At 63.3% G+C, this 22,856-nt stretch carries 20 protein-coding genes; 12 read left to right on the plus strand and 8 right to left on the minus strand.

Going from position 1 to position 22,856, the window contains the following annotated elements; genetic code table 11:
• Window positions 1-149: 149 nt before the first annotated feature.
• The 5 genes from mnmE to rpmH form a co-directional block, all read right to left on the minus strand.
• Entirely contained in the window at window positions 150-1,526 is a 1,377-nt protein-coding gene (mnmE, locus tag Q0319_RS15905; protein WP_296469396.1) for a tRNA uridine-5-carboxymethylaminomethyl(34) synthesis GTPase MnmE, read from the minus strand.
• Between the two features lie 187 nt (window positions 1,527-1,713).
• A complete protein-coding gene (gene yidC, locus Q0319_RS15910; protein WP_296469386.1) occupies window positions 1,714-3,378 on the minus strand; it encodes a membrane protein insertase YidC in 1,665 nt (554 codons plus the stop codon).
• Window positions 3,379-3,524: 146 nt separating this feature from the next.
• Complete coding sequence (gene yidD / locus Q0319_RS15915) at window positions 3,525-3,797, minus strand: membrane protein insertion efficiency factor YidD (protein ID WP_296469394.1); 273 nt, start codon at window positions 3,795-3,797, stop codon at window positions 3,525-3,527.
• Between the two features lie 88 nt (window positions 3,798-3,885).
• Entirely contained in the window at window positions 3,886-4,284 is a 399-nt protein-coding gene (locus Q0319_RS15920; protein WP_296469393.1) for a ribonuclease P protein component, read from the minus strand.
• Window positions 4,285-4,357: 73 nt separating this feature from the next.
• The gene (gene rpmH / locus Q0319_RS15925) at window positions 4,358-4,492 is read right to left on the minus strand and encodes a 50S ribosomal protein L34 (protein WP_008650850.1); all 135 of its coding nucleotides are present in this window, start codon (window positions 4,490-4,492) and stop codon (window positions 4,358-4,360) included.
• Between the two features lie 389 nt (window positions 4,493-4,881).
• Between rpmH and dnaA the strand changes: the two genes are divergently transcribed.
• The 5 genes from dnaA to Q0319_RS15950 all read left to right on the plus strand — a co-directional run bounded on the left by dnaA (window position 4,882) and on the right by Q0319_RS15950 (window position 11,818).
• Window positions 4,882-6,375: a chromosomal replication initiator protein DnaA gene (gene dnaA, locus Q0319_RS15930; RefSeq protein ID WP_299454292.1), complete on the plus strand. Its 1,494-nt coding sequence runs from the start codon at window positions 4,882-4,884 to the stop codon at window positions 6,373-6,375.
• Between the two features lie 239 nt (window positions 6,376-6,614).
• Window positions 6,615-7,721, plus strand: a complete 1,107-nt coding sequence (gene dnaN, locus Q0319_RS15935) for a DNA polymerase III subunit beta (RefSeq protein ID WP_296469786.1) — start codon at window positions 6,615-6,617, stop codon at window positions 7,719-7,721.
• A 252-nt stretch (window positions 7,722-7,973) separates the two neighbouring features.
• A complete protein-coding gene (gene gyrB / locus Q0319_RS15940) occupies window positions 7,974-10,481 on the plus strand; it encodes a DNA topoisomerase (ATP-hydrolyzing) subunit B (RefSeq protein WP_299454295.1) in 2,508 nt (835 codons plus the stop codon).
• A gap of 256 nt (window positions 10,482-10,737) precedes the next feature.
• On the plus strand, window positions 10,738-11,019 hold the full coding sequence (locus tag Q0319_RS15945; RefSeq protein WP_299454298.1) for a hypothetical protein: 282 nt from the start codon (window positions 10,738-10,740) through the stop codon (window positions 11,017-11,019).
• A gap of 55 nt (window positions 11,020-11,074) precedes the next feature.
• Window positions 11,075-11,818 (plus strand): ABC transporter substrate-binding protein, encoded by a 744-nt coding sequence (locus tag Q0319_RS15950; protein WP_296467448.1) that lies wholly within the window; start codon window positions 11,075-11,077, stop codon window positions 11,816-11,818.
• Window positions 11,819-11,828: 10 nt separating this feature from the next.
• On the opposite strand, the gene Q0319_RS15955 is transcribed toward Q0319_RS15950, so the two are convergent.
• Together Q0319_RS15955 and Q0319_RS15960 are read right to left on the minus strand one after the other, a co-directional pair.
• A complete protein-coding gene (locus tag Q0319_RS15955) occupies window positions 11,829-13,046 on the minus strand; it encodes an NADP-dependent isocitrate dehydrogenase (protein ID WP_299454302.1) in 1,218 nt (405 codons plus the stop codon).
• A 51-nt stretch (window positions 13,047-13,097) separates the two neighbouring features.
• Window positions 13,098-13,892: a class II aldolase/adducin family protein gene (locus tag Q0319_RS15960; protein ID WP_296467442.1), complete on the minus strand. Its 795-nt coding sequence runs from the start codon at window positions 13,890-13,892 to the stop codon at window positions 13,098-13,100.
• 150 nt (window positions 13,893-14,042) lie between these two features.
• Here Q0319_RS15960 and gcvA point away from each other — a divergent pair, with 150 nt between their 5' ends.
• From gcvA to Q0319_RS15985, 5 genes are all read left to right on the plus strand, one after another.
• The gene (gene gcvA, locus Q0319_RS15965; protein ID WP_296467438.1) at window positions 14,043-14,957 is read left to right on the plus strand and encodes a transcriptional regulator GcvA; all 915 of its coding nucleotides are present in this window, start codon (window positions 14,043-14,045) and stop codon (window positions 14,955-14,957) included.
• Window positions 14,958-15,052: 95 nt separating this feature from the next.
• Window positions 15,053-16,075, plus strand: coding sequence for a tripartite tricarboxylate transporter substrate binding protein (locus Q0319_RS15970; RefSeq protein WP_299454307.1), 1,023 nt, complete (start codon window positions 15,053-15,055; stop codon window positions 16,073-16,075).
• 150 nt (window positions 16,076-16,225) lie between these two features.
• Window positions 16,226-16,687: a (2Fe-2S)-binding protein gene (locus Q0319_RS15975; protein ID WP_299454310.1), complete on the plus strand. Its 462-nt coding sequence runs from the start codon at window positions 16,226-16,228 to the stop codon at window positions 16,685-16,687.
• Window positions 16,688-16,699: 12 nt separating this feature from the next.
• The gene (locus Q0319_RS15980) at window positions 16,700-17,698 is read left to right on the plus strand and encodes a xanthine dehydrogenase family protein subunit M (protein ID WP_296467430.1); all 999 of its coding nucleotides are present in this window, start codon (window positions 16,700-16,702) and stop codon (window positions 17,696-17,698) included.
• A 6-nt stretch (window positions 17,699-17,704) separates the two neighbouring features.
• Window positions 17,705-19,936: a xanthine dehydrogenase family protein molybdopterin-binding subunit gene (locus Q0319_RS15985; RefSeq protein WP_296467427.1), complete on the plus strand. Its 2,232-nt coding sequence runs from the start codon at window positions 17,705-17,707 to the stop codon at window positions 19,934-19,936.
• Here the strand turns inward: Q0319_RS15985 and Q0319_RS15990 are convergent.
• Window positions 19,919-20,899, minus strand: coding sequence for a LysR family transcriptional regulator (locus tag Q0319_RS15990; RefSeq protein WP_299454315.1), 981 nt, complete (start codon window positions 20,897-20,899; stop codon window positions 19,919-19,921). The two genes, Q0319_RS15985 and Q0319_RS15990, sit on opposite strands and share 18 nt — an antisense overlap.
• A 112-nt stretch (window positions 20,900-21,011) precedes the next feature.
• Between Q0319_RS15990 and Q0319_RS15995 the strand changes: the two genes are divergently transcribed.
• Both Q0319_RS15995 and Q0319_RS16000 read left to right on the plus strand, forming a co-directional pair.
• On the plus strand, window positions 21,012-22,355 hold the full coding sequence (locus Q0319_RS15995) for a Rieske 2Fe-2S domain-containing protein (RefSeq protein WP_299454318.1): 1,344 nt from the start codon (window positions 21,012-21,014) through the stop codon (window positions 22,353-22,355).
• Entirely contained in the window at window positions 22,355-22,852 is a 498-nt protein-coding gene (locus Q0319_RS16000) for an aromatic-ring-hydroxylating dioxygenase subunit beta (protein WP_299454321.1), read from the plus strand. The genes Q0319_RS15995 and Q0319_RS16000 overlap by 1 nt, the downstream gene beginning before the upstream one ends.
• The last annotated feature ends 4 nt before the right edge of the window (window positions 22,853-22,856 follow it).

The raw sequence follows: 22,856 nt of genomic DNA on the forward strand, positions 1-22,856 counted from the left end.
GACAAAAACCCAGCCACTTGGAACCAAACTTGGACATAAAAGCGATTGCTTCGACTGTATCACCGAATCACTCAGAAGACAAAAATCCCTTTATTTATGCGGCCTACAGCCGCATCAGCAGACTTCAGTGGACGTCCATGGACCCCACCTCACTTCCCGATGCAGAACCGCGAGAAAATCACCCCGAGCAGGTCATCGCTGCTGAATTGGCCGGTGATTGACATGAGTGATTCGTGCGCCAATCGCAGCTCTTCCGCGAACAAGTCCAGGACGCGGTCGCTTTGCGCAGCGTGTTCGGCTGCGAGCTCGAGGTGGTTCGCCGTCGCCAGCAGCGCCTGGATGTGCCGCTCGCGCGCAAGATATGGGGATTCGGCCGAGGGGTTCCAGCCGGCGATGGCGAGCAGTTCGTGCTTGAGCGCGTCCAGGCCCTTGCCGGTCTTGGCAGACAGGTAGAGGCGCTTCGCTCCCTTGGCATGCGGCTGGTCGGCAGGGGCGCGGCCCTCTTCGATGAGATCCATCTTGTTGATGACTTCAAGCACCGGCGTGCGCGGCGGCAGCTTGGCGGTAATGGCCGCATCGAGTTCCGGGCTCGGGCGCGTCGCGTCGATCAAGTGCACGATCACGTCGGCCTTGGCGATTTCGTCCCACGTCCGTTCGATGCCGATGCGCTCCACCGTGTCTTCGGTCTCGCGCAAGCCTGCGGTGTCGACGATGTGCAGGGGAACGCCATCGATGTCGATTTGCTGCACCACCTTGTCCCGCGTGGTGCCTGCGATGGGGGTGACGATCGCGGCCTCGAAGCCCGCCAGCGCGTTAAGCAGGCTGGACTTGCCGACGTTGGGCTGGCCGGCGAGCACTACGTGCAGCCCTTCGCGCAGAATGGCGCCCTGCCGCGCGTGAGAGAGCAGCCGGGCAAGGTCAGCCTGGATCGAGGCCAGGGTTTCGCGCGCCTGGTACTTTTCCAGGAATTCGATCTCTTCTTCAGGGAAGTCCAGCGTCGCTTCGACCAGCATGCGCAGGTGCACGATGCGGTCGGCCAGCCCGTTGACTTCGGAGGAAAACGCTCCCGTCATCGAGGCGGCCGCGCTGCGGGCCGCGGCCTCGGAAGAGGCGTCGATCAGGTCGGCCACCGCTTCGGCCTGGGCCAGGTCCATCCGGTCGTTCAAGAAGGCCCGTTTGGTGAACTCGCCCGGTTCGGCCAGCCGCATTCCCATTTCGGCGCCCGCCTGCAAGCAGCGGGCGAGCAGCCGGCGCAGCACGACCGGTCCGCCGTGCCCCTGCAGCTCAAGCACATGTTCGCCGGTGTAGGAGTGCGGAGCGGGGAAGGACAGCGCGATGCCTTTGTCAATGATGCTGCCGTCCGTGTCGAGGAATGGCAGGTAATGCGCATGGCGCGGCACGAGCGTGCGGCCGAGCACGGCCTGCATGAGCGCATCCAGCGGCACCGGTGCAGAAACGCGGACGACGCCGATGCCGCCGCGTCCGGCGGCCGTGGCGATGGCGGCGATGGGGTCCTGGTCGGAAATCATGGGGCGAATCGGAAAAAGCGCGGATGGGCGGCGTCTCACCGCACTGTAAAGCAAAAGGCCGTTCCGGTATTCCGAAACGGCCTCGAAACCGGCCCCCGCACGATGATCGATCGTTTCCCAAGGGCCGGGTCCAGCGGACGGCCGGAGCCAGGTCCGCGGGCGCCGGGACGTCAACGCGCCGGGCTCATTGGCTCGCTTGCCGGGTAATGACCCATTGCTGCGCGATCGACAAGATGTTGTTCACCACCCAGTACAGCACCAAGCCTGCGGGGAAGAAGAACATCATTCCGCCGAACACCAGGGGCATGATCATCATGACCTTGGCCTGGACCGGATCCGGCGGGGTCGGGTTGAGCTTCATCTGCAGGAACATGGTGGCCATCATCAGCGCCGGCAGGATGAACCACGGATCGGGCGAAGCCAAGTCCTGCACCCACAGGATCCACGGCGCGTTGCGCATTTCGACGCTGGCGAGCAGCACCCAGTACAGCGCGATGAACACGGGCACCTGCACGAGCATGGGCAGGCAGCCGCCGAGCGGATTGATTTTCTCGGAGCGGTACAGCTCCATCATCGCCATGTTGAGCTTCTGGCGATCGTCGCCGTACTTCTCTTTCAGCGCCTGCATGCGCGGGGCAACCTTCTTCATCCGCGCCATCGACCGGTAACCCGCGGCCGAAAGCGGGAAGAACACGAGCTTGATGAGGACGGTGAGCGCAACGATGGTCCAGCCCCAGTTGCCGAGCAGCTTATGCAGCCAGGTCATCAGCAGGAAGAGCGGCTTGGCGATGATGGTCAGCCAGCCGTAGTCGACCACCAGGTCCAGCCCTTCGGCCACGGCGGCCATGGCATCCTGGTCCTGCGGGCCGATCCACAGCTTGGCGTCCACCGTGCTGCCGGTTCCGGGCGAGAGGGTCCCGACCGGCTCGATGGCGCGCACGGCGTACAGGTTTGCCCCTACCTTGGACATGTCGTAGGTGCGCGCGACGCCCTGCGGCGGAACCCAGGCTACCGCGAAATAGTGCTGGATCATGCCGAGCCAGCCGTCGTTGGCCGACTTGACGTACGAAGCCTTGCCCTTTTCGATGTCGGAGAAGTTCACCTTCTCGAATTTGCCCTCGGACGTATAGATGGCTGGGCCCGTGAAGGTGCTGTAGAAACTGCTTTCGCCGGGGGGCTTGTTGCCGTCCCGGGTCAATTGGAAATAGAGCGAAGGCGAAACCGGGTCCGCGCTGACGTTTTCCAAGGTGTGGCGCACGTCGATGGCGTACTGCCCCTTGTGCAGGGTGAAGGTCTTGATGACCTTGACGCCCGCGCTTTCCGCTTCGAACGAAATTTCCAGCTTGTCGCCATTCAGCTCGCGCGCCGGCGTGGTGACGCGAAACGGCGTGCGATGGGTGGGATAGGAGGCGCCGGCCGGGGCGCCGACGACGCCGGTCTGGGCCAGGTAGACCCGTTGCGCGGAGTCGTCGAGCAAGACGATCGGACGCCCCTCGTCGTCATTGTCGGCGTGCTTGAGCAGTTCGGCCTTGACGATCTGGGCGCCCAGGGTGTCGAAGGTCAGGCGCAGCACGTCGGTCGTGACCACCACCTTTTCCGCAGCCGCCGCTTGTTGGGCCTGCGGAGCGCCGCCGGGCACCGTCTCGGCATTGGCGGCCGACGCGCCTGCCGGCGCCGGGGTGGGCACGCCCGCCTGGTCGGGTGCGTTCTGCGGGTCTTGCGTCGACGCCGCCGTGGTCGGCGCCGAGCCGAACATGGAGGGGTGACCGTTGTACTTTTGCCAGCTATCCCACAAGAAAAGCAGGGATAGCGAGAAGATCATCCAGAGGATGGTGCGTTGCATGTCCATGGACGGATAGTTCCAGTCGTCGCGGCAAAGTCCGCTAGTGTAGCCGAGGCTGCCTTGCGCGCGTTTTGCGGGGAGCGATTCGCGCCGGTTCGGGGAGCCGGGCCGGCCGCGTTCCGGAGGGGGCCTGCGGCCGGGCGAAGGGAAGATTACAGGTCATGATCGAGCTCTCCCGGCGCAGGTGGGTGGGCTCGGCCGCGCTGCCGGACTGACGGCACCGGGTCGAGGCCGCCCTGGGCATACGGATGGCAACGGCAGATGCGGCGCAAGCCGAGGTAGGTTCCGTAGACGGGGCCGTGGCGATCGATCGCTTCCATGGTGTAGGCCGAGCAAGTCGGCGTAAAGCGGCAGGACTGCCCCACCCAGGGACTCAGGAAAAACCGATAGAAACGGATGGGCCAAATCAGCAGCCGGCGCGGCAGGGTCGAGCCGACAGGCGGTGGATTGCCAGGGTTTTCCGTCACGATGGGCCTCTATGCGGGAATTCGTCCCGCCTGCGACCGCCCCGCCCTACGGCGAACCGGCTGACTTGCCGTGCGCGGGGGCGGGAGGAGAACCGTAAGTCTTGATCGCGCGGGCCAGGTGGCCGTCGATCTCTTGTCGGGCCTGGCGCTTGAGCGTCGTCAGCGAGCATTGCGGAATGCGGGCATGCAACCTCAAGACATAGTCGCCGGGCGGCAGTTCCGCACGCCGCAGCCGGAAAGCCTCGCGCGCCACGCGCTTTAGCGCGGCCCGGCTGACCGACAGCGGCGCGAAGCGTTTGCCGATGACCAGTCCCAGCCTGGGCTGGCTCGAAGGCGCCACGCTCAAAACAAAAAGCGCCCCTTTCGCAAGGCGGCGCCCTTTCAGCGCAGGGGCAAATTCGGCCGGACTGCGCAACCGCGCGGTGCCGGGAAACGACGCGCGCAGCTTCAACGGTATAACGCTACGTTGCCGGCTGTCCGCCGGCGCAACCAGCCGGCAACGACGGCCGGCGCGGCCGTCAGATGGCCAGGCGCTTGCGGCCCTTGGCGCGGCGGGCGTTGATGACGGCGCGGCCGCCACGGGTCTTCATGCGCACGCGAAAGCCGTGGGTGCGCTTGCGGCGGGTGACGGAAGGTTGATAGGTACGTTTCATGACGATTCCTGCTGAGTTCCGGTATGGGTGTGAAAGCCGCCCCGGAATCTTGCGCAATCCCGGCCTGCCCGAAAGCCCGGCGCAGCCGGCACCCGTCCTTCAAGAAAGGACTGCACGCGCATGCCAGGCATGTATCAGAGCGGAAAGACTGCCAACCCAGGGTCTTGAATCAGTCCGAATTTCATCCCGAAATTCGGAAAGCCCTCCATACTGGCAAATAAATTCAATATTGTCAATCAGTTAGCGCTGCCGCGGCGGAGGCGGAGCGGGTGGGCCTGTGGATAACTCGCCTTCGGAGGAGTAGAATGACAGGTTTCGGGGCCGTCCTATAGAACCACCTCCGCATCCCCTGTCCTGTGTGGATGCACCGGTCCTTTGTAGCGAGATTCATGGAAGATTTTTGGCAAAACTGCGCCCGGACGCTGGAGCAGGAACTCACTCCTCAGCAATACAGCGCCTGGATACGCCCCCTTGTACCGCTTGCCTTCGACGAAGCCGAGTCGGTGCTTCGGGTTGCGGCGCCCAATCGCTTCAAGCTGGACTGGGTGCGTAGCAATTTTTCCGGTCGGATCGAATCTCTCGCGGCGCAGTGGTTCCAACGTCCGGTGCAGGTCAAGTTCGAACTAGACTCCTCGCGCATGGCGATGCCGCTGCGCGCGCCCTCTTCTCCGGCAGCCGGCCCCAACGGAGGCAACGGGAACGGCACCCGTTCGCCTGGGCAGATCCCGCCCGGATTCCCCGGCAACCCCGTCGCAACGGTCCAGTCGGCCGCTGCGCGCGCCGCGCAGCGGGCCGCCGATGCGCCGCGCCCGGTGCCGCGCGTGACCAAGCCGGACACGACCGAGGCGACGAGCATCTATGAGCGATCCCGGCTCAACGCCGAGCTCACGTTCGACAATTTCGTCACCGGCAAGGCCAACCAGCTCGCCCGGGCGGCTGCCCTGCAGGTGGCCGAGAACCCCGGCACCTCCTACAACCCGTTGTTCCTATATGGCGGCGTGGGCTTGGGCAAGACCCACCTGATCCACGCCATCGGGAATTCCATGGTGGCGGAGAACGCCGGTGCCCGCGTGCGCTACATCCACGCGGAGCAATTCGTCTCGGACGTCGTCAAGTCCTACCAGCGCAAGGCCTTCGACGACTTCAAGCGTTACTACCACTCGCTCGATCTGCTGTTGATCGATGACATCCAATTCTTTTCCGGCAAGAACCGGACGCAGGAAGAGTTCTTCTACGCTTTCGAGGCACTGGTGGCGCTGCGCAAGCAGATCATCATCACCAGCGATACCTATCCGAAGGAGCTCTCCGGCATCGACGACCGGCTCATCTCCCGCTTCGACTCAGGCCTGACCTGCGCCATCGAGCCGCCCGAGCTGGAGATGCGGGTCGCGATTCTTCTGAAGAAGGCGGAAACGGAAGGCGTTCACCTGCCCGAGGAAGTGGCCTTCTTCATTGCCAAGCACCTGCGCAGCAACGTGCGCGAACTCGAAGGGGCGCTGCGCAAGGTTTTGGCCTATGCCAAGTTCCACGGCAAGCCCATTACCGTGGAGGTATGCAAGGACGCGCTTAAGGATCTGCTTTCGGTATCCAACGGCCAGATCACGGTGGAGAACATCCAGAAGACGGTCGCCGATTTCTACAAGATCAAAGTCGCCGACATGTATTCGAAGCGCCGGCCGGCCAACATCGCGCTGCCGAGGCAGATCGCCATGTACTTGGCCAAGGAGCTGACCCAGAAGAGCCTGCCGGAGATCGGGGAGCTCTTCGGCGGGCGGGATCACACCACGGTGCTGCACGCGGTGCGCAAGATCGCGGAATCACGTACCAAGCAGGCTGAGTTGAACCATGCACTGCATGTACTCGAACAAACTTTGAAGGGATAAACGACGACGATTCTCAGCCGGGACCTCTGTGCATGGGTGTGTGGATAAGCCCTGGGGCATTTCTGGACAACTTGGCCGCGCTTTTTTCGAACGAAAGTTGTTCAGGCTTATGCGATATGCTCCAGCGGTCTATCCCCACCCGGAAAAGCTGGACAAGTTCTTGATTTACAATGTTTTTTTGAAGGATTTCCAGTTGTACACAGGGTCCTATCAACTACCAACCCAAAGAAGGATTGGATATGCAATTGGTCAAAGCCTCACGCGACGCGTTGCTTAAGCCGCTCGCCACCGTTTCAGGCATCGTGGAGCGGCGGCACACCTTGCCTATCCTGGCCAACATCCTGTTGCGCAAGGAAGGCAGTCGCGTGTCGTTCGTGTCTACGGACATCGAGGTTCAGATCACCACCCATGCCGACTTCGGCGTGGGTGATGCGTCTGAATCCACTACGGTGGCAGCTCGCAAACTGCTCGACATCTTGCGCGCCCTTCCCGAAACGGGTGATGTAGCCCTGTCGTTGGCCAACAAGAAGCTGTCGGTCCAGTCCGGCAAGAGCCGGTTCGCGCTGCAGACCCTGGCGGCCGAAGAGTTTCCGACCGTGGCGCAGCCCGCGTCGTGGAATGCTTCGCTCACGATGGCGCAGAAGTCGTTCCGCCATCTGCTGAACATGGTGCACTTCGCGATGGCCCAGCAAGACATCCGCTACTACCTGAACGGAATGCTGCTCGTGCTGGACGGCAATAACGTGCGCTGCGTGGCCACGGACGGGCACCGGCTGGCCTATTGCGCCATCACGATCGATGGCAACGCTCCCAAGCAGGAAGTCATCGTTCCGCGCAAGACCGTGCTGGAGCTGCTTCGCCTGCTGGAGGACAGCGACGATCCCATCGAGATCTCCGTCGCGGCCAATCAGATCAAATTCGTATTCGGCGACGTGGAGTTGATCTCCAAGTTGGTCGAAGGCAAGTTCCCCGACTACCAGCGGGTCATTCCGCAGGGCTACAGCAAGCAGTTCCCGATAGCCCGCGAAGCGCTCCAGCGCAGCCTGCAACGTGCCGCCATCCTGACTACCGACAAGTTCAAGGGCGTCCGGATGCAGATGGCCGACCACGTGCTCAAGATATCTGCCAGCAACGCGGAACAGGAAGAAGCCCAGGAAGAACTCGAGATCGACTACGGTTTCGAACCGCTGGACATCGGGTTCAACGTCAGCTACCTGCTCGACGTGCTGGGCAACCTGAAGGCGGAAACCGTGCAGTGGAGCGTCGGCGACGCCAACTCATCGGCGTTGATCACCCTGCCAGACAACGCAGATTTCAAATACGTCGTGATGCCGATGCGGATTTAAGCCTCCACATGGGCCATGCCATGCTGGCAACGATGGGTCGCCGAGGCGGCTCATCGTGGGATTGCCGGCGTGGGCCATTGGCGGTGGCGGTTCGTTCTTTGATTAATCTTCCCTTGCCGGGTCGAGGTGCTGATTCGGGAAGGGCCTTGGTTTGTTTTATGACCTCGGATGACGCAGCGCGGTCGTACGCGCCTGCCAGCTGTCCTTCCCTTCGGGAAGGGCGCCGCAATCCATCCGGGGGTGGGCTTTCCTATGACCGAACAGAACACCGCGCCTGATACGGGCGAGATCGATACTAGCCTTGCCAACAATACGCTGGTCGATGCCTCCCGCTCCGAGGATTCGTACGGCGCCGACTCCATCAAGATGCTGAAGGGGCTCGAGGCCGTGCGCAAGCGGCCTGGGATGTACATCGGGGACACCTCCGATGGCACGGGGTTGCACCACATGGTGTTCGAAGTGGTCGACAACGCCATCGACGAGGCGCTGGCGGGCTATTGCGACGAGATCGTCGTCACGATACATACCGACAACTCGATCTCGGTCTCGGACAACGGCCGAGGCATTCCCACCGACATCCACAAAGACGACGAATTCCAGCGCAGCGCGGCGGAAATCGTCATGACCGAGCTGCACGCCGGCGGCAAGTTCGACCAGAACTCGTACAAGGTCTCGGGCGGACTGCACGGGGTGGGCGTGTCTTGCGTGAACGCGTTGTCGGAGTGGCTCAAGCTCAGCATCCGCCGCAACGGCCATCTCTACCAGATGGAATTCCGCCGCGGCCAGCGCGTCGAGCCTTTGAAGATCGTCGGCAAGACCGACAAGCGCGGTACCCGCGTGCAGTTCCTCGCCGATGCGGAAATCTTCTCCAACATCGAGTATCACTACGAGGTGTTGTCCAAGCGGCTGCGCGAGCTTTCGTTCCTGAACAATGGCGTGCGCATCAAGCTGGTGGACGAGCGCCAAGGCAAGGAAGAGGACTTCGCCTTCAGCGGCGGCGTCAAAGGCTTCGTCGAATACATCAACCGCTCCAAGACGGTACTGCATCCCAACGTGTTCGCCGTCTCTACCGAGTCTTCCGCCGGCGGCGTGCCCGTGGGCGTCGAAGTGGCAATGCAATGGAACGACAGCTACACCGAGAGCGTGCTGTGCTTCACCAACAACATCCCGCAGCGTGACGGCGGCACGCACCTGACCGGCCTGCGCGCGGCGATGACACGGGTGATCAACAAGTACATCGACGAGAACGAGCTGGCCAAGAAGGCCAAGGTGGAAACCACCGGCGACGACATGCGCGAAGGCCTGACCTGCGTGCTGTCGGTCAAGGTGCCCGAACCCAAGTTCAGCAGCCAGACCAAAGACAAGCTCGTCTCCAGCGAAGTGCGGCCCGCGGTGGAAGATGCCGTGGCGCGCAGCCTGGAAACCTGGCTGCTCGAGAACCCCGCGGATGCCAAGGCCTTGTGTGGCAAGATCGTGGAAGCCGCCCGCGCCCGCGAAGCGGCGCGCAAGGCCCGCGAGATGACTCGTCGCAAAGGCGTGTTGGAAGGCGCCGGCCTGCCCGGCAAGCTTGCCGACTGCCAGGAAAAGGATCCATCCAAGTCCGAGCTCTACATCGTGGAGGGGGATTCCGCCGGCGGATCGGCCAAGCAAGGCCGCGACCGCAAGTTCCAGGCCATCCTGCCGCTGCGCGGCAAGGTGCTGAACGTCGAGAAGGCCCGCTTCGACAAGCTCATCAGCAGCGAACAGATCACCACGCTGATCACAGCGCTGGGAACCAGCATCGGCCCCGACTTCAACATCGACAAGCTGCGCTATCACCGCATCATCATCATGACCGATGCAGACGTGGACGGCGCGCATATCCGCACGCTGCTGCTGACGCTGTTCTATCGCCAGATGCCGCAGCTCATCGAACGCGGCTACATCTATATCGCCCAGCCGCCCCTGTTCAAGGTCAAGGTGGGACGCGAAGAGCGCTACCTGAAGGACGAAGCCGAAGAAGCCGCGTTCATGCTGGACCTCGCGCTCAAGGACGCGAAGCTCTACCCGACGGCCGATGCCGAACCCATCACCGGGGAAGCACTCAAGGAGCTTGCCCGCCAGTACAACCTGGTCGACGCCGTCATCGATCGGCTCTCGCGCATCATGGACGTGGCGACGTTGTCGGCCATCGTGCAGGGCGTGGAAATCGATCTTTCCAGCGTGGACGCGGCCGAGCTGTCGCGCCAGCGCCTGCAGGCGGAATTGGAAGACCCGGCCATGCCGGGCGTCGTCCACACCAAAGTCGTGGTGGACGAGGAAACGCAGCAGCCCAAGCTGGAAATCCACCGCAACCACCACGGCAACATTCGCGTCACCGTCATCGACCAAGCCTTCCTCAACGGCCCGGATTACCGCGTGCTGCACAACGGCGCCAAGACCTTCCAAGGCCTGATCGGCAGCGGTGGGAAGGTCGAGCGTGGCGAAGGCGACAAGCTCAAGGAGCTGGCCGTCACGAATTTCCGCGAAGCGATCCAGTGGCTGCGTTCGGAGGCGGAGCGCTCGATTTCCAAGCAGCGCTACAAGGGCCTGGGCGAAATGAATCCCAGCCAGTTGTGGGAAACGACGATGGACCCCTCCGTGCGTCGCCTGCTGCGCGTCCAGATCGAAGACGCCATCTCGGCGGACGAAATCTTCACCACCCTCATGGGCGACCACGTCGAACCGCGGCGCGCTTTCATCGAAACGCATGCGTTGATGGCGGGGAATATCGACGTGTGAGATGTGCAGGGCGGGACTAGTTCATCGGGTACCCATTGGCTTTGGAAAAGGCTGCTTTACGAGCAGCCTTTTTCCTAGGAAAAATCTGAGCGTTAAGCGGTAGGCTCTCCTATCGACGAGCGTACCGAGAAGAGACGAACGTATTCGTATTACTCACTCATACAGCCTACGTTTGGATGGCGACAGTGAAACCCGGCTGAGAAGTACGCCAGCCAGGACGTAAGGCTACCGCTTCACTTCATGGCAGGAGTTGGCGATGCGAACCCTCATTCTTACGGCCGTCGGATTCGTGTTGGCGTGGGCGGCATTGCGCGCTGCTCCGGTTTCGTTCCGAACGGTAGTCGCTGTGCTGTTCACCTTGGCCTGGCTGGGTTTTTCCGCCTGGAATTTGAATACCGGCCTTTCCCACGGCTACACCCTTGCCGAAGAACTGCCCATCCACCTAGTCTTGTTCGGGGTCCCCGTCGCCGCCGCTTGGGTAATATGGTGGCACAGCCGCCGCGTCGCACCGGGGCCTTCTTCGCCCGATACCCAGTAGGTCATCGCGCGGGCTTCCCGCTTTCACTGTCGCTTCCCTTTTTACGGAAACCGTCATGCAACCAGCTACCGAAGTCGTTCGCTCCGCTTTTACGCCCAAGCAGGTCTTGCGCGCTTCCATCAACGTGGGCAATCCGATTCTTGCCAGTCGCGACGACCAGCGCGGTGCGCGCGGGGTGTCGGTGGACCTGGCGGGGGAGCTGGCCAGGCGGCTGGGCGTGGAGCTGGAGTTGGTGATCTTTCCCTCGGCCGGCGAGTCGGTCGAGGCCGTTGCCGCGGAAAAGGCAGACATCGGGTTTTTCGCCATCGACCCCAAGCGCGGTGAGCACATTGCGTTTACCGAACCCTATGTGGTGATCGAAGGCGCCTATCTCGTACGTGACGGTTCCCCCGTCGTCGAGCAGTCCGAGGTGGACCGGCCCGGTGTTCGCGTCACCGTGGGCAAAGGTAGCGCCTACGATCTATATCTGACGCGCAGCCTGCAACATGCGACCATCGAGCGGGCGCCGACTTCCCCCGCGGTGGTGGACGTGTTCTTGGAAAGCGGTGCGGACGTGGCTGCGGGCGTGCGCCAGCAGCTTGAGGCCGACGCGGCGCGGCATGGGGGGCTGCGCCTGCTGCCGGGCCATTTCATGCTGATCCGGCAGGCCATGGGGCTGCCGAAGTCTCGGGGGGAAGCGGCGCATGCTTATCTGGCCGCTTTCGTCGAAGAGATGAAGGCTTCGGGCTTCGTCGAGGAAGCGCTCGCGCGTCATGCCGTCACCGGCGTGACCGTTCCCAAGGCCGGCGCAGCGGGCTGAGTCGCGTCGCTCAGGCGCCGAGTTCGCGTCGCAACGTCGCTGCGACGCGTTCAAGAAAGGCCCGGGTGCTCACCCAGGGGTGGTCCGGGCTTACCAGGGTAGCCAGGTCGCGCGTCATGCATCCCGCTTCCACGGTGGCGATGCATGCACGTTCCAGCGCCGATGCAAAGGCGGCCAGGTCGGGCGTTTCATCGAGTTCGGCACGGCGCCGCAGCCCTCTCGTCCAAGCGAAGATCGAGGCGATCGGGTTGGTGGATGTTTCTCGCCCTGCCTGGTGTTCGCGATAGTGTCGCGTGACCGTGCCATGCGCCGCCTCGGCTTCGAAGGCGCCGCCGTCGGGCGTGACCAGCACCGAGGTCATGAGGCCGAGCGACCCGAAGCCTTGGGCGACGGTGTCGGATTGCACGTCGCCGTCGTAGTTCTTGCAAGCCCAGATGTATCCTCCTCGCCACTTGAGCGCGCTGGCCACCATGTCGTCGATCAGGCGGTGTTCGTAGGTGAGGCCGGCCTCGCGGTAGGCCTGGGCGAATTCGCGCTCGAACACGTCCTGGAAGATGGCGGAAAAGCGCCCATCGTAGGTCTTGATGATGGTGTGCTTCGTCGAGAGGTAAACCGGATACTGCCGCAGCAGTCCATAACGAAACACTGCCCTGGCGAACCCCGTAATGGAGGCGTCAAGGTTGTACATGGCCATGGCGATGCCCGAGCCGTCGACGCGGCACACTTCTCGTTCGATCGCCGCAGCGTCGCCGTCGGGGGCAAAGCGCAGCGTGAGCGTTCCGGGGCCGGGCAGTTCGATCTGCGTCGCATTGGAGTGGTCGCCGAACGCATGGCGGGCGATGACGATGGGCTGGTCCCAATGGGGGACGAGGCGGGGAATGTTGCGGCAACAAATGGGCTCGCGGAAAACCGTGCCGTTCAGGACGTTGCGGAACGTGGCATTCGGGCTGGGCAGCATGGCGGGCGAGCCGAATTCGTGCATCCGTGCCAGGTCGTGCGTGATGGTGGCGCACTTGACGGCCACGCCATGGCGCAACGTGGCGCGCGCGGCCTCCAGTGTCACTTGGTCGCCCGTTGCGTCCCGGTTCCGTATTCCCAGATCGAAGTACAGCAGCTCGCCTTCGACGTAAGGCAGGATCAGCGATTCCTTGATCCAGGCCCACATGACGCGGGCCATTTCGTCGCCGTCGATCTCGACGAGGGGCCGTTGAAGGGGGATCTTGCGCATGGGGGCGTGGTAAGCGATGGAAGAATGGGCGGTTGGCGGCGCGGTTGAACGTCAGCTGTCATAGCGCGGGAATCCACCCGGCTCGGCATCCAGCCAGCGCAATAGCGCATGCCATTCGAGCTCCCCGTATGGTCTGCGCGTGCCGGGTTGGTACAAATGGGCGGCGCGGGCGAGGACTTCGTCCGAGGGGATCTTGACGTGTTCGAGTCCGCCGCTCATGGCATCGACTTGGGCGCGGCAGGAGAGCTCGAGGTGGTACATGAGGTTGAAGGCCTGGGGGATGGACGGCGCGCATACCAATAGGCCGTGGTTGCGCAGGATCATGGCGTTGTGCGGGCCGAGATCCGCGACCAGGCGCGCTTGTTCGTCCAGATCGATCGCCGGGCCCTCGAACTCGTGGTAGGCGATGTGGCCGTAGAAGCGCGATGCCGTCTGGGTGATGGGAAGTAGCCCGCAATCCATGGCGGAAACCGCCATGCCGGCGCGCGTATGCGTGTGGATGATGCAATGCACGTCGGGGCGCGCGCGGTGGATGCATCCGTGGATGACATAGCCCGAACGGTTGATGCCGTAGGCCGTCTCGGGGCTGCGGTGGACGTTGCCGTCGTAATCGATTTCGACCAGGCTGGACGCCGTGATTTCCTTATACAGCAGGCCGTACAGGTTGATCAGCAGGCGCTCCTTCTTGCCGGGAATTTGCGCGGTGATGTGGTTGTATATCATGTCCGTCATGCCATACCGGTCCATCAGCCGGTAGCATGCGGCAAGGTCGACGCGCGTGCGCCATTCCGCTGCGTCAACCTGGTCTTTGAGAGACGGGAAATCGGTGGAGTAGTTCAGGCTCATGCAAGGGCTCCTACACCCGCCCGGTCGGCGAATGATGTTGTCTCGTGGCGCCTTCAAGGCGACTGGCGCGGCCATCTTAAGGCAGTACCATCTCGCATCGCCATCCAAAATACTTCATTCAGTTTTTAGAAAAATTCATGCTGAGACGCCATGAATCCTCAACTCCCGCCATTGAATCCGCTGCGCGTCTTTGAAAGCGCGGCGCGGCACTTGAGCTTCACGGAAGCGGCTGCGGAGCTGCACATCACGCCCGGCGCGGTCAGCCATCAGATCAAGGCTCTCGAAAGCTGGCTGGGATTCGCCTTGTTCGATCGAAGCGAGCGCCCGCCCAAGCTGACACGCGGCGGAGAAATGTATGCCAAAGGCCTGAGCGTCGCTTTCGAGCAAATCGTGCGCGCGACGCAGGAGCTGGTTTCGTCGGGGTCGGCGCAGGTCTTGACCGTGCGGGGCCACACCACTTTTTTCGTGCGCTGGCTGATTCCCTTGCTGCCTGCCTTCCAGCACGCCCATCCGAATATCAAGATTCGCCTTGCGTCGAGCGTGGACGCGGTGGACTTCCGCCGCGACACGGTAGACGTCGGCATTCTTTATGGCGACGGGCCGTGGGAGGGTTTGCGCAGCGATCTCTTGTTCAGCGACGAGCTGACCCCTGTGATGGCGCCGCAGCTGGCGGCGAGGCTGCCTTCCGGGCCGAGCACCGAGGCATTGTTGAAGCTCCCGCTGTTGCACTCGAACCGCCGTCCCCAACATTGGCCGGACTGGATCGCCGCGGTGGGGGCGGTTCGCAAGAACGCCAAGAACGATTTGTACTATGAGGATCTCAGCGTCATTTACCAGTGCGCCATCCAGGGGTTGGGCGTTGCCCTCGGGCAGCGCCGCTACGTCGCCAAGGATCTCGAACAGGGGATACTGGTGGCGCCTCATCCTTTCGTGTTGCGTCGTTCCCGCGGCTATCACCTGGTGTGTCCGCAGTCCCGCGCCGACGACCCCAAAATCAGCGCTTTCAGGGAGTGGCTGCTCAAATACGGCGTGGATAGTTCATTAGAAAATTTCAAGGTCGGGTGAAAAATACTGGTTTGTGCGGGCGGCGCGACCGACTCTAGGATTAGCGGCAAATCGCGGTCTCCCAAGCAGGGGCCGCCCGTATTCAAGGAGACACCATGCCGTATTCCACCCAGCCTCGCCGTGCCGGCCGGTTTTCGCCTTCCCGCTCGCGCAAAGGCGTCCAGCGTCTTCTGGTCGGTGCATTCTTCGCCTGTACGGCTTCTTTGGCGATCGCTTCCACGTACCCGGAACGTCCCATCCGGATGATGATCCCCTTCCCGCCGGGTGGCCCCAATGACGTGCTCGGCCGGCTGCTTGCCACCGAAATGGGCAACGATCTCGGCAAACCGGTGGTCATCGAGAACAAAGGCGGGGCCGGAGGCACCATAGGTGCGGACATGGTGGCCAAGTCTGCGCCGGATGGATACACCCTGATACTGGGCGGGACGGCATCGTTCGGGATCGCCCCCAGTCTCTATTCCAAGCTTCCCTATGATGCCGAGAAAGACTTCGATGCGGTTGGCATGGTCGGCACTTCTCCCTCTCTCCTGGTGGTCGGCGCCCGCCAGCCGTACCGCAGCGTGCAAGAACTGATCGCCCATGCCAAGGCTTCGCCGGGCAAGGTCAATTTCGCTTCGGCAGGCGTGGGTACGCCTACCCACCTCGCTGCGGAATTGTTCAAGAGCATGGCGGGGGTCGACATCGTGCACGTGCCCTACCGCGGCGGTGGCCCCGCCCTGAATGACCTGCTGGCTGGCCAGGTCGAGATGTACTTCTCCGGCATCGTGGCTGCCGTGCCGCTGGTCAAGCAGGGCGCCTTGCGTGCCCTGGCCATCACCAGTGAAACGCGAAGCGAGCAAATGCCCGACGTGCCCACCATGGCGGAGTCCGGCCTGCCTGGGTATGCCATTGAAAACTGGTTTGCGATATTTGCACCGGCGGGAACGCCCAAAGACGTGATCGACCGCTTGAATAAGAGCTTGACCAAGGTCGTGCAAATGCCGGCGGTCAAGCGCAAGATGCTGGAGCTCAACGTCGACCCGCGCACTTCTACGCCGGAAGAGCTGGCGACTTATCGCGCCAAGGAAATCAAGAAATGGGCCGCCCTGGTGAAGCAGGCGGGCATCACGCCGGAATAACCCGCACATGTGTCGCCCGCAGGTAAGCGCTTCCGGCGGGCGATCACCCCCTTCCCCAAGGTGGAGGTCCTGCGCAGCATCCGCCGCAGGCCAGCGGGCACGGCGCTTGCGAGAGCGAGGCTTTATTGCGGTTCACGGGGAACCCGCACCATGAAGCTTACTCTGCATGTGAATGGTCGCCCGCACGAACTCGACCTCGATGCGCGCACGACCTTGCTCGACTGCCTGCGCGAGACGCTGGGGCTGGCCGGCGCCAAGAAGGGCTGCGATCACGGCCAGTGCGGGGCCTGTACGGTTCACCTCGATGGCAGGCGCGTCAACGCCTGCCTCATCCTCGCGGCAACGCTGGACGGACGCCAAGTAACCACGGTCGAGGGCCTGGCCGAAAGCGGCACGTTGCACGCCGTGCAGGCGGCATTCCTGGAGCATGACGCCTATCAATGCGGCTATTGCACGCCGGGCCAGGTCATGTCGGCGGTCGCGTTGCTGAATGAGCCTTGCGGCACGTCCGACGCCGAGGTGAAAGAATGCATGAGTGGTAATCTCTGCCGTTGCGGCGCTTACCAGAACATCCTGGCGGCGGTACAGCAGGTCCGCCGCGCAGCATCCTGAAGGCGGCCGTCCATGGAAATGTTCCAATTGTGGCGGGCGGACGACGTCGCGGAGGCCGTGACATCCGCCGCGTACGGCGACAGGCAATTAGGTGCGCAGGTACGGTTCCTGGCAGGCGGCACGACGCTGGTGGATCTGATGAAGCTGGGCGTCGAACGCCCGGGCGTGGTGGTGGACATCGGCCATCTCCGGCTCGATAAGATCGAACCTACGCCGGCGGGCGGGGTGCGCATCGGCGCCATGGTGCGCAATGCCGACCTGGCGCAGCACGAAGTCATCCGCGAGCACTATTCGGTCTTATCCCAAGCCCTGCTTTCCGGCGCGTCACCGCAATTGAGGAACATGGCGACCACCGGCGGCAATCTGCTGCAGCGGACGCGCTGTGTGTACTTTCGCGATGCGGCCATGCCGTGCAACAAGCGGGCGCCCGGCTCTGGTTGCCCCGCCATGGGCGGCTACCACCGGAACTTGGCGGTGCTCGGCACGAGCGAGGCGTGCATCGCGAGCAATCCCTCTGATATGAACGTGGCGTTGATGGCGCTGGGCGCAACCATTGAAATCCAGGGAGTCGATGGCAGGCGCTCGGTGGATATCGACGACTTCTTTCTCCTGCCTGGCGATGCGCCCGAGCGCGAAACCGTATTGCGACCGGGCGAGCTCATTACCCATGTGACGCTGCCGCCCTGGCCGCCCGGAACCCGATCGCTGTATCTCAAGCTGCGGGACCGGGCGTCCTATGAGTTCGCGTTGGCGTCGGCCGCTGTGGTGGTCACGCTGGCGCAGGGCAGCATACAGAAGGCCCGCGTGGCTTTGGGTGGCGTCGGGACGCGACCATGGCGCACGAGTGCGGCCGACATGATGCTGACCGGCGCGCCGTCCGCGAAGGTATTCGAAGCCGCGGCTGCCGAATTGCTGCGCGACGCGCGGCCCCAGCGTGACAACGCCTTCAAGATCGAGTTGGCGCGCCGGAGCCTGGTGCATGCCTTGAAAACCGTTACGACAGGGGACTGATGCGTCATGTCGACGACACCTTCCCATACTCTTTCCCCGATCGGCGCCGGTTGGACACGCGTGGAGGGGCCCCTCAAGGTGGCAGGCCGTGCACGCTATGCCGCAGACCATCACTTCCCTGCGATGCTGTATGCCGTGCCCGTATGCGCGACGGTGGCCCGAGGCCGGATACGGCGCATCGAGACCCGCGTTGCGCAGGACATGCCCGGCGTCAGAAAGGTTTTTACGCGCGAGAACATCGGGCGTTTTTCCCGGATCGAGGAAAAAACGGCCAAGCTTGACGAGTACCGGCCGCCGCTCGACGACGACGTGATCCGCTATTACGGGCAATACGTCGCGCTGGTCGTCGCCGGGACGCTCGAGCAGGCTTGCGCCGCCGCGGCTGCCATCACGGTGGAGTATGAAGAAGAACCGCCCGACGTTTCCATGGAGCTTGCTCCCGAGGAAGCGCCGCAGGTGGAGTCCGAACGGGGTGACGCCCCCAGTGCCTTCGAGCGTGGCGAGGTGTGCATCGATCGCGTCTACACCACGCCGCCGGAAACGAACAATCCCCTGGAAATGCATGCCACGGTGGCCATGTACGACGAGGGCCAAGGCTTTACCTTGTACGAGAGCTCGCAGGCAGTGGTGAATCACCGTGTCGCCTTGGCTGCGATGCTAGGGGAGCCTCCCCACCGGGTGCGCGTCATCACCGAGCATGTCGGATCGGGTTTCGGCAGCAAGCTTTGGCCGTGGGGGCATTCGGCGCTTGCCGCCGCAGCGGCCCGAGACGTGCGGCAGCCGGTGAAGCTGGTGCTGAGCCGGCGCATGATGTTCCACAACGTCGGCCACCGCTCCAATACCCGGCAGCGGGTCCGGCTCTCGGCAACGGCCGACGGCAAGCTGACTTCGCTGCAGCACGACTATCTCTTCCATGTTGCGCGGGAGGAATACCACAAGGAAAATTGCGGCGAGGCATCCGCGTTTCTCTACAGTACCCCCAACCTGCGAGTGACCTACGGTTCGGCGAGGCGCGACATCGCCCCGACGACTTCCATGCGCGGACCGGGCGCCGTGCCGGGCCTGTACGCGATCGAATCCGCGATGGACGAACTCGCCGTCGCGCTTGGCATCGATCCCGTGGCGCTGCGGCTGCGCAACGAGCCGTCGCGCGACGAGGCCAGTAACCTGCCTTTTTCCTCCCGCCATCTCCGGGAATGCCTCGTGCAAGGTGCCGAGCGTTTTGGGTGGCCGCGGCGGGACCCCCGCATCGGCGCCATGCGGCGCGACGGCCTCGTGCTGGGCTGGGGCATGGCTTCCTGCTCCTGGATGGCGACGCGGTTGAAAGCCGAAGCGCAGGTGGACCTGCGGGCCGATGGGACGGTGCGCGTAGCCAGCGCCACGCAGGACATCGGCACCGGAACCTATACCGTCATGGCGCAAATGACGGCCCACGTACTCGGCGTGCCGGCCGGATGCATCGAGGTGCAATTGGGCGATACGACACTGCCGGCCGGGCCGACCTCGGGTGGCTCCATGGCCACGGGATCTCTTGTGCCCGCCGTCCTCGCCGCGGCGCGCGACGCGCTTGCGCGGCTCGCGCATTGTGCCGAGCGGCTCGGGTGGGTCGAGCCGGCGGAGGACGTCGATGCATGGTGCATGAGCGACGGCCGGCTGCACCGGGTAGGAGAACCACCGGCGGCAGGCGTGGCATTCGAACGGATTCTGCAGGCGGCCAAGCTGAACGTCCTCTCCGGACGGGGTAGCGCGAAGGCCAGTAGCAAGGACCCGGCGTACCAACGCCATTCGAATCATTCTTTCGGCGCCCATTTCGTGGAAGTGACATGGGAGCCGGCCATTGCCCGCCTGCGCGTGTCGCGGGTCGTGACCGCGATCGACGCCGGCCGCATCATCAATCCGCGTACAGGCCGCAACCAGGTAGAGGGTGCCATCGTGATGGGCGTAGGCATGGCGTTGCTGGAGGAGACTATCTATGACGAGCGCAGCGGCGCACCCATCAACAACAATCTTGCCGACTACATGGTCGCCACCCACGCAGATGCGCCCGAGATCGATGTGTGCTTCATCGAGCACCCCGATGTGGTGCTCAATGAACTCGGCGCCCGCGGCATAGGCGAGATTGGCCTGGCCGGAATCGCGGCGGCCATCGCTTCGGCCGTCTACCACGCCACCGGAGTGCGCGTGCGGGACCTGCCGGTGAAGATAGAAGACTTGCTGGGGTCAGGCTCGGCGCCGTGATCGGACCCGGCTCGGGGCGCACGGCTTGGACTTGGACTGCGGATACGGCCCGCCTTGGAAGAGCTCGATGATCGCGGTGCGCAGCCAAGTATTGCCAGGCTCTTGGTCGTGCCGTTTATGCCAATAGACCATGATGTCGTAGCCCGGCATGGGGACCGGCGGCGTGAAATGGCAGAGGCCCCAGCGCTGCGCTACCGAGAGAGCGAGGTTGCGCGGCATGATGGCGATGACGTCGGTGTTGGCGACCAGCTCTGCGATCGCGAGGAAGTGCGTGACGCGGGCCACTACTTGCTTGCTCATGCCGTTCGCGACCAGCATGCGCTCGATGAGGATGGAATGGTTGGTGCCCGCGACGTTGGGAACGACGTGGCGGGCCTGCTTGAATTCCGCCAGGCTGAGCGTACCGTTGGGGACCACTGACGGCCGCGCGACGCAGGCGTAGACGTCCGAGAACAAGACGCGGCTTCGCACACCGCCGATGTCCGGATTGATTGCCCCGAGGGCGAGGTCGATGCTCCCTGTTGAAAGCGCTTGGGCCAGCTCTTCCGGACTCGCGCTCGTGGCCACGGTCTCCACGCATAGATGCGGTGCATGGTGCTGCAAGTGGCGGATGAGCCGCGGCAGGAACGTGTGTTCCCCGATGTCGGTCATTGCCAGGCGGAATGTGCGCTGCGCCGTCTCGGGGACGAACGAACCCTTCTCTAGCGTTTGGGCGAGGATCTGTAGCGCTTGCGAGATCGGCCCCACCAGCTCATCCGCAAATGGCGTGGGCTCCACGCCCTTGGCGAGCCGGACGAAGAGGGGATCGCCGTACATGTCGCGCAGGCGGGCCAATGCGTGGCTCATGGCGGGTTGGCTCAAACCCAGCGCTTTTCCCGCTGCCGTGAGATTGCGCGTGCGATAGATCGCATCGAATAGGTCCAGCAGGTTGAGATCCAGCTTGCGCGAAAGCGGCTTGTCCATGGTCCAAATCATTCATTTCAAGAATGAATGAGATCAAATCATTTCATTTTACATATATCTAGCCCCCGCCTAAGATCGCTCCGCATGAGCGAACTGTGTGTGGAGCGAGACGATGACAGAGCCGACGAGTGCCGGCGGGGCCGGGTTCTCCGGCTACGTGCTGGACGACGCAAAGAATGGCCGTTTCCTCGTCGATCGCGGGATATACCGGGATCCGGCGTTGTTCGAAGCGGAAATGGAACGGATTTTCGAGAATGGCTGGGTCTACCTATGCCATGAAAGCGAGCTCGCCCGTCCCGGCGACTACGTGACCCGCCATATGGGGCGCCAGCCCGTCGTGGTCAATCGCCGCAAGGACGGGAGCATCGGCGCCTTCGCCAACGCCTGCGCCCACCGCGGGACAGTCGTGGCCCCGCTGCGCAAAGGTTCGGCCAAAAGCTTCACCTGTCGTTTTCACGGCTGGACCTACAACGAAACCGGGCGCTGCATCAAGATCAAGAACCAGGAGACCGGCGCCTATGCCAACAACGAGAACTTGCGCGACGCCTTCGGCCTGAAAGCGGTGCCCCGCGTAGAAAGTTACCGGGGCTTCGTATTCGGTAGCCTGCGCGGGGACGTGACGAGCCTGGACGAGCATCTCGGGCCAGCCAAGGTCTGGATTGACTTGATGGCGGATCAATCTCCCGAGGGCTTGGAAGTCCTCGAAGGCGACTCGACCTACATCATTCGTGGCAATTGGAAGATGGGCGGCGAGAACGGCGTCGACGGCTATCACGTCAGCACGGTCCACCGCGTTTTCGCCGCGACGATGGCGATGCGCGAGGAGGCGCTCGGCGGTACTGGCACCCAAAAGACTGAGGCCGGCCGTATCGTGGGCAGGGTCGAGTCTGGCACCGTGGATTTCGGCAACGGACACATTGGCATCTGGGCCAGGCGCGCTTCGCCGGAAGCCGCGCCCCTTTACGAAGCGCGCGAGCGCCTGCTGAGGGAGTTCGACGAACGCAAGGTCGATTGGATGATCGGGATGGGGCGCAACCTTTACCTCTTCCCCAACATGTTGCTGTTCGACCAGCCCTCCACCCAAATTCGCATCTTGCGGCCGCTCTCCCCTGACCGTACCGAGGTGCGCATCCAGTGCATCGCGCCGCGCGGAGAAAGCGCCCAAGCGCGCGCTGCGCGATTGCGCAAGTTCGTGGACTTCTACCTGCCGACCGGCATGGCGACCTCGGACGACATCGCCGCATTGGAGGATACGGCCATCGGTGGCGAAGCGAGGATCAGCCGCTGGAATGACTACGGCCGGGGCGAAATGGCGACGGTTCCGGGCAAGCAATGCAAGTCGCTGCTGGACATCGGCTGCGAGGCTGTTGCGGCGTCGGACAACTGGGACCACGAAGTGTTCTATCAGGGCTATTACCGGCATTGGTTGCGGATGATGAACGGGGAGCGGCGCTAATGGCTGTGGATACCGAGCTGTACATGCAGGTGAGCGCCCTGCTGGCCAAAGAAGCGCTCTATCTGGACGAGAAAAATTGGGACGCCTGGCTGGAGCTGTTCACGCCAGACGCGGAGTATTTCGTTCCCGCGTGGCTGTCCGAGGACGAGGTGACGACCGATCCGCGCACCCAATTGAGCCTGATGTACATGGAATCGCGCCTCGGGCTGGAGGAACGCGTTTTCCGCATCCGCAGCCGCGACTCGTTCGCCTCGCTGCCGTTGGACAGGACATCGCACCATACGAGCAATATCGTCGTCACGGGCAAGACGGACGGCGAGGTGCAGGTGAGCGCATCGTGGCTGGTGCATTGCGTTGGCCCGCGTGGCGACGCCACGAGGGCTGGCCGCTACTACTACACGTTGCGCAATGTAGCCGGGGAACTGAAGATCGCCCGCAAGCGGGTCGTGATGATCGACGAGAAAATCGAAGGCACCGTCGACGTCTATCACATATAGGTGA

Origin of the sequence: uncultured Pigmentiphaga sp. (assembly GCF_937950555.1) — a bacterium.
Classification (GTDB): domain Bacteria; phylum Pseudomonadota; class Gammaproteobacteria; order Burkholderiales; family Burkholderiaceae_B; genus Pigmentiphaga.

Coding starts and splice junctions, on each gene's coding strand:
- yidC (WP_296469386.1), bottom strand. CDS start 3,378: ATGGACATGCAACGCACCATCCTCTGGATGATCTTCTCGCTATCCCTG.
- gcvA (WP_296467438.1), top strand. CDS start 14,043: ATGAATCCTCAACTCCCGCCATTGAATCCGCTGCGCGTCTTTGAAAGC.
- Q0319_RS15955 (WP_299454302.1), bottom strand. CDS start 13,046: ATGCGCAAGATCCCCCTTCAACGGCCCCTCGTCGAGATCGACGGCGAC.
- dnaN (WP_296469786.1), top strand. CDS start 6,615: ATGCAATTGGTCAAAGCCTCACGCGACGCGTTGCTTAAGCCGCTCGCC.
- dnaA (WP_299454292.1), top strand. CDS start 4,882: ATGGAAGATTTTTGGCAAAACTGCGCCCGGACGCTGGAGCAGGAACTC.
- Q0319_RS15970 (WP_299454307.1), top strand. CDS start 15,053: ATGCCGTATTCCACCCAGCCTCGCCGTGCCGGCCGGTTTTCGCCTTCC.
- Q0319_RS15945 (WP_299454298.1), top strand. CDS start 10,738: ATGCGAACCCTCATTCTTACGGCCGTCGGATTCGTGTTGGCGTGGGCG.
- Q0319_RS15985 (WP_296467427.1), top strand. CDS start 17,705: ATGTCGACGACACCTTCCCATACTCTTTCCCCGATCGGCGCCGGTTGG.
- Q0319_RS15980 (WP_296467430.1), top strand. CDS start 16,700: ATGGAAATGTTCCAATTGTGGCGGGCGGACGACGTCGCGGAGGCCGTG.
- gyrB (WP_299454295.1), top strand. CDS start 7,974: ATGACCGAACAGAACACCGCGCCTGATACGGGCGAGATCGATACTAGC.
- Q0319_RS16000 (WP_299454321.1), top strand. CDS start 22,355: ATGGCTGTGGATACCGAGCTGTACATGCAGGTGAGCGCCCTGCTGGCC.
- Q0319_RS15990 (WP_299454315.1), bottom strand. CDS start 20,899: ATGGACAAGCCGCTTTCGCGCAAGCTGGATCTCAACCTGCTGGACCTA.
- Q0319_RS15950 (WP_296467448.1), top strand. CDS start 11,075: ATGCAACCAGCTACCGAAGTCGTTCGCTCCGCTTTTACGCCCAAGCAG.
- Q0319_RS15960 (WP_296467442.1), bottom strand. CDS start 13,892: ATGAGCCTGAACTACTCCACCGATTTCCCGTCTCTCAAAGACCAGGTT.
- Q0319_RS15995 (WP_299454318.1), top strand. CDS start 21,012: ATGACAGAGCCGACGAGTGCCGGCGGGGCCGGGTTCTCCGGCTACGTG.
- rpmH (WP_008650850.1), bottom strand. CDS start 4,492: ATGAAACGTACCTATCAACCTTCCGTCACCCGCCGCAAGCGCACCCAC.
- Q0319_RS15975 (WP_299454310.1), top strand. CDS start 16,226: ATGAAGCTTACTCTGCATGTGAATGGTCGCCCGCACGAACTCGACCTC.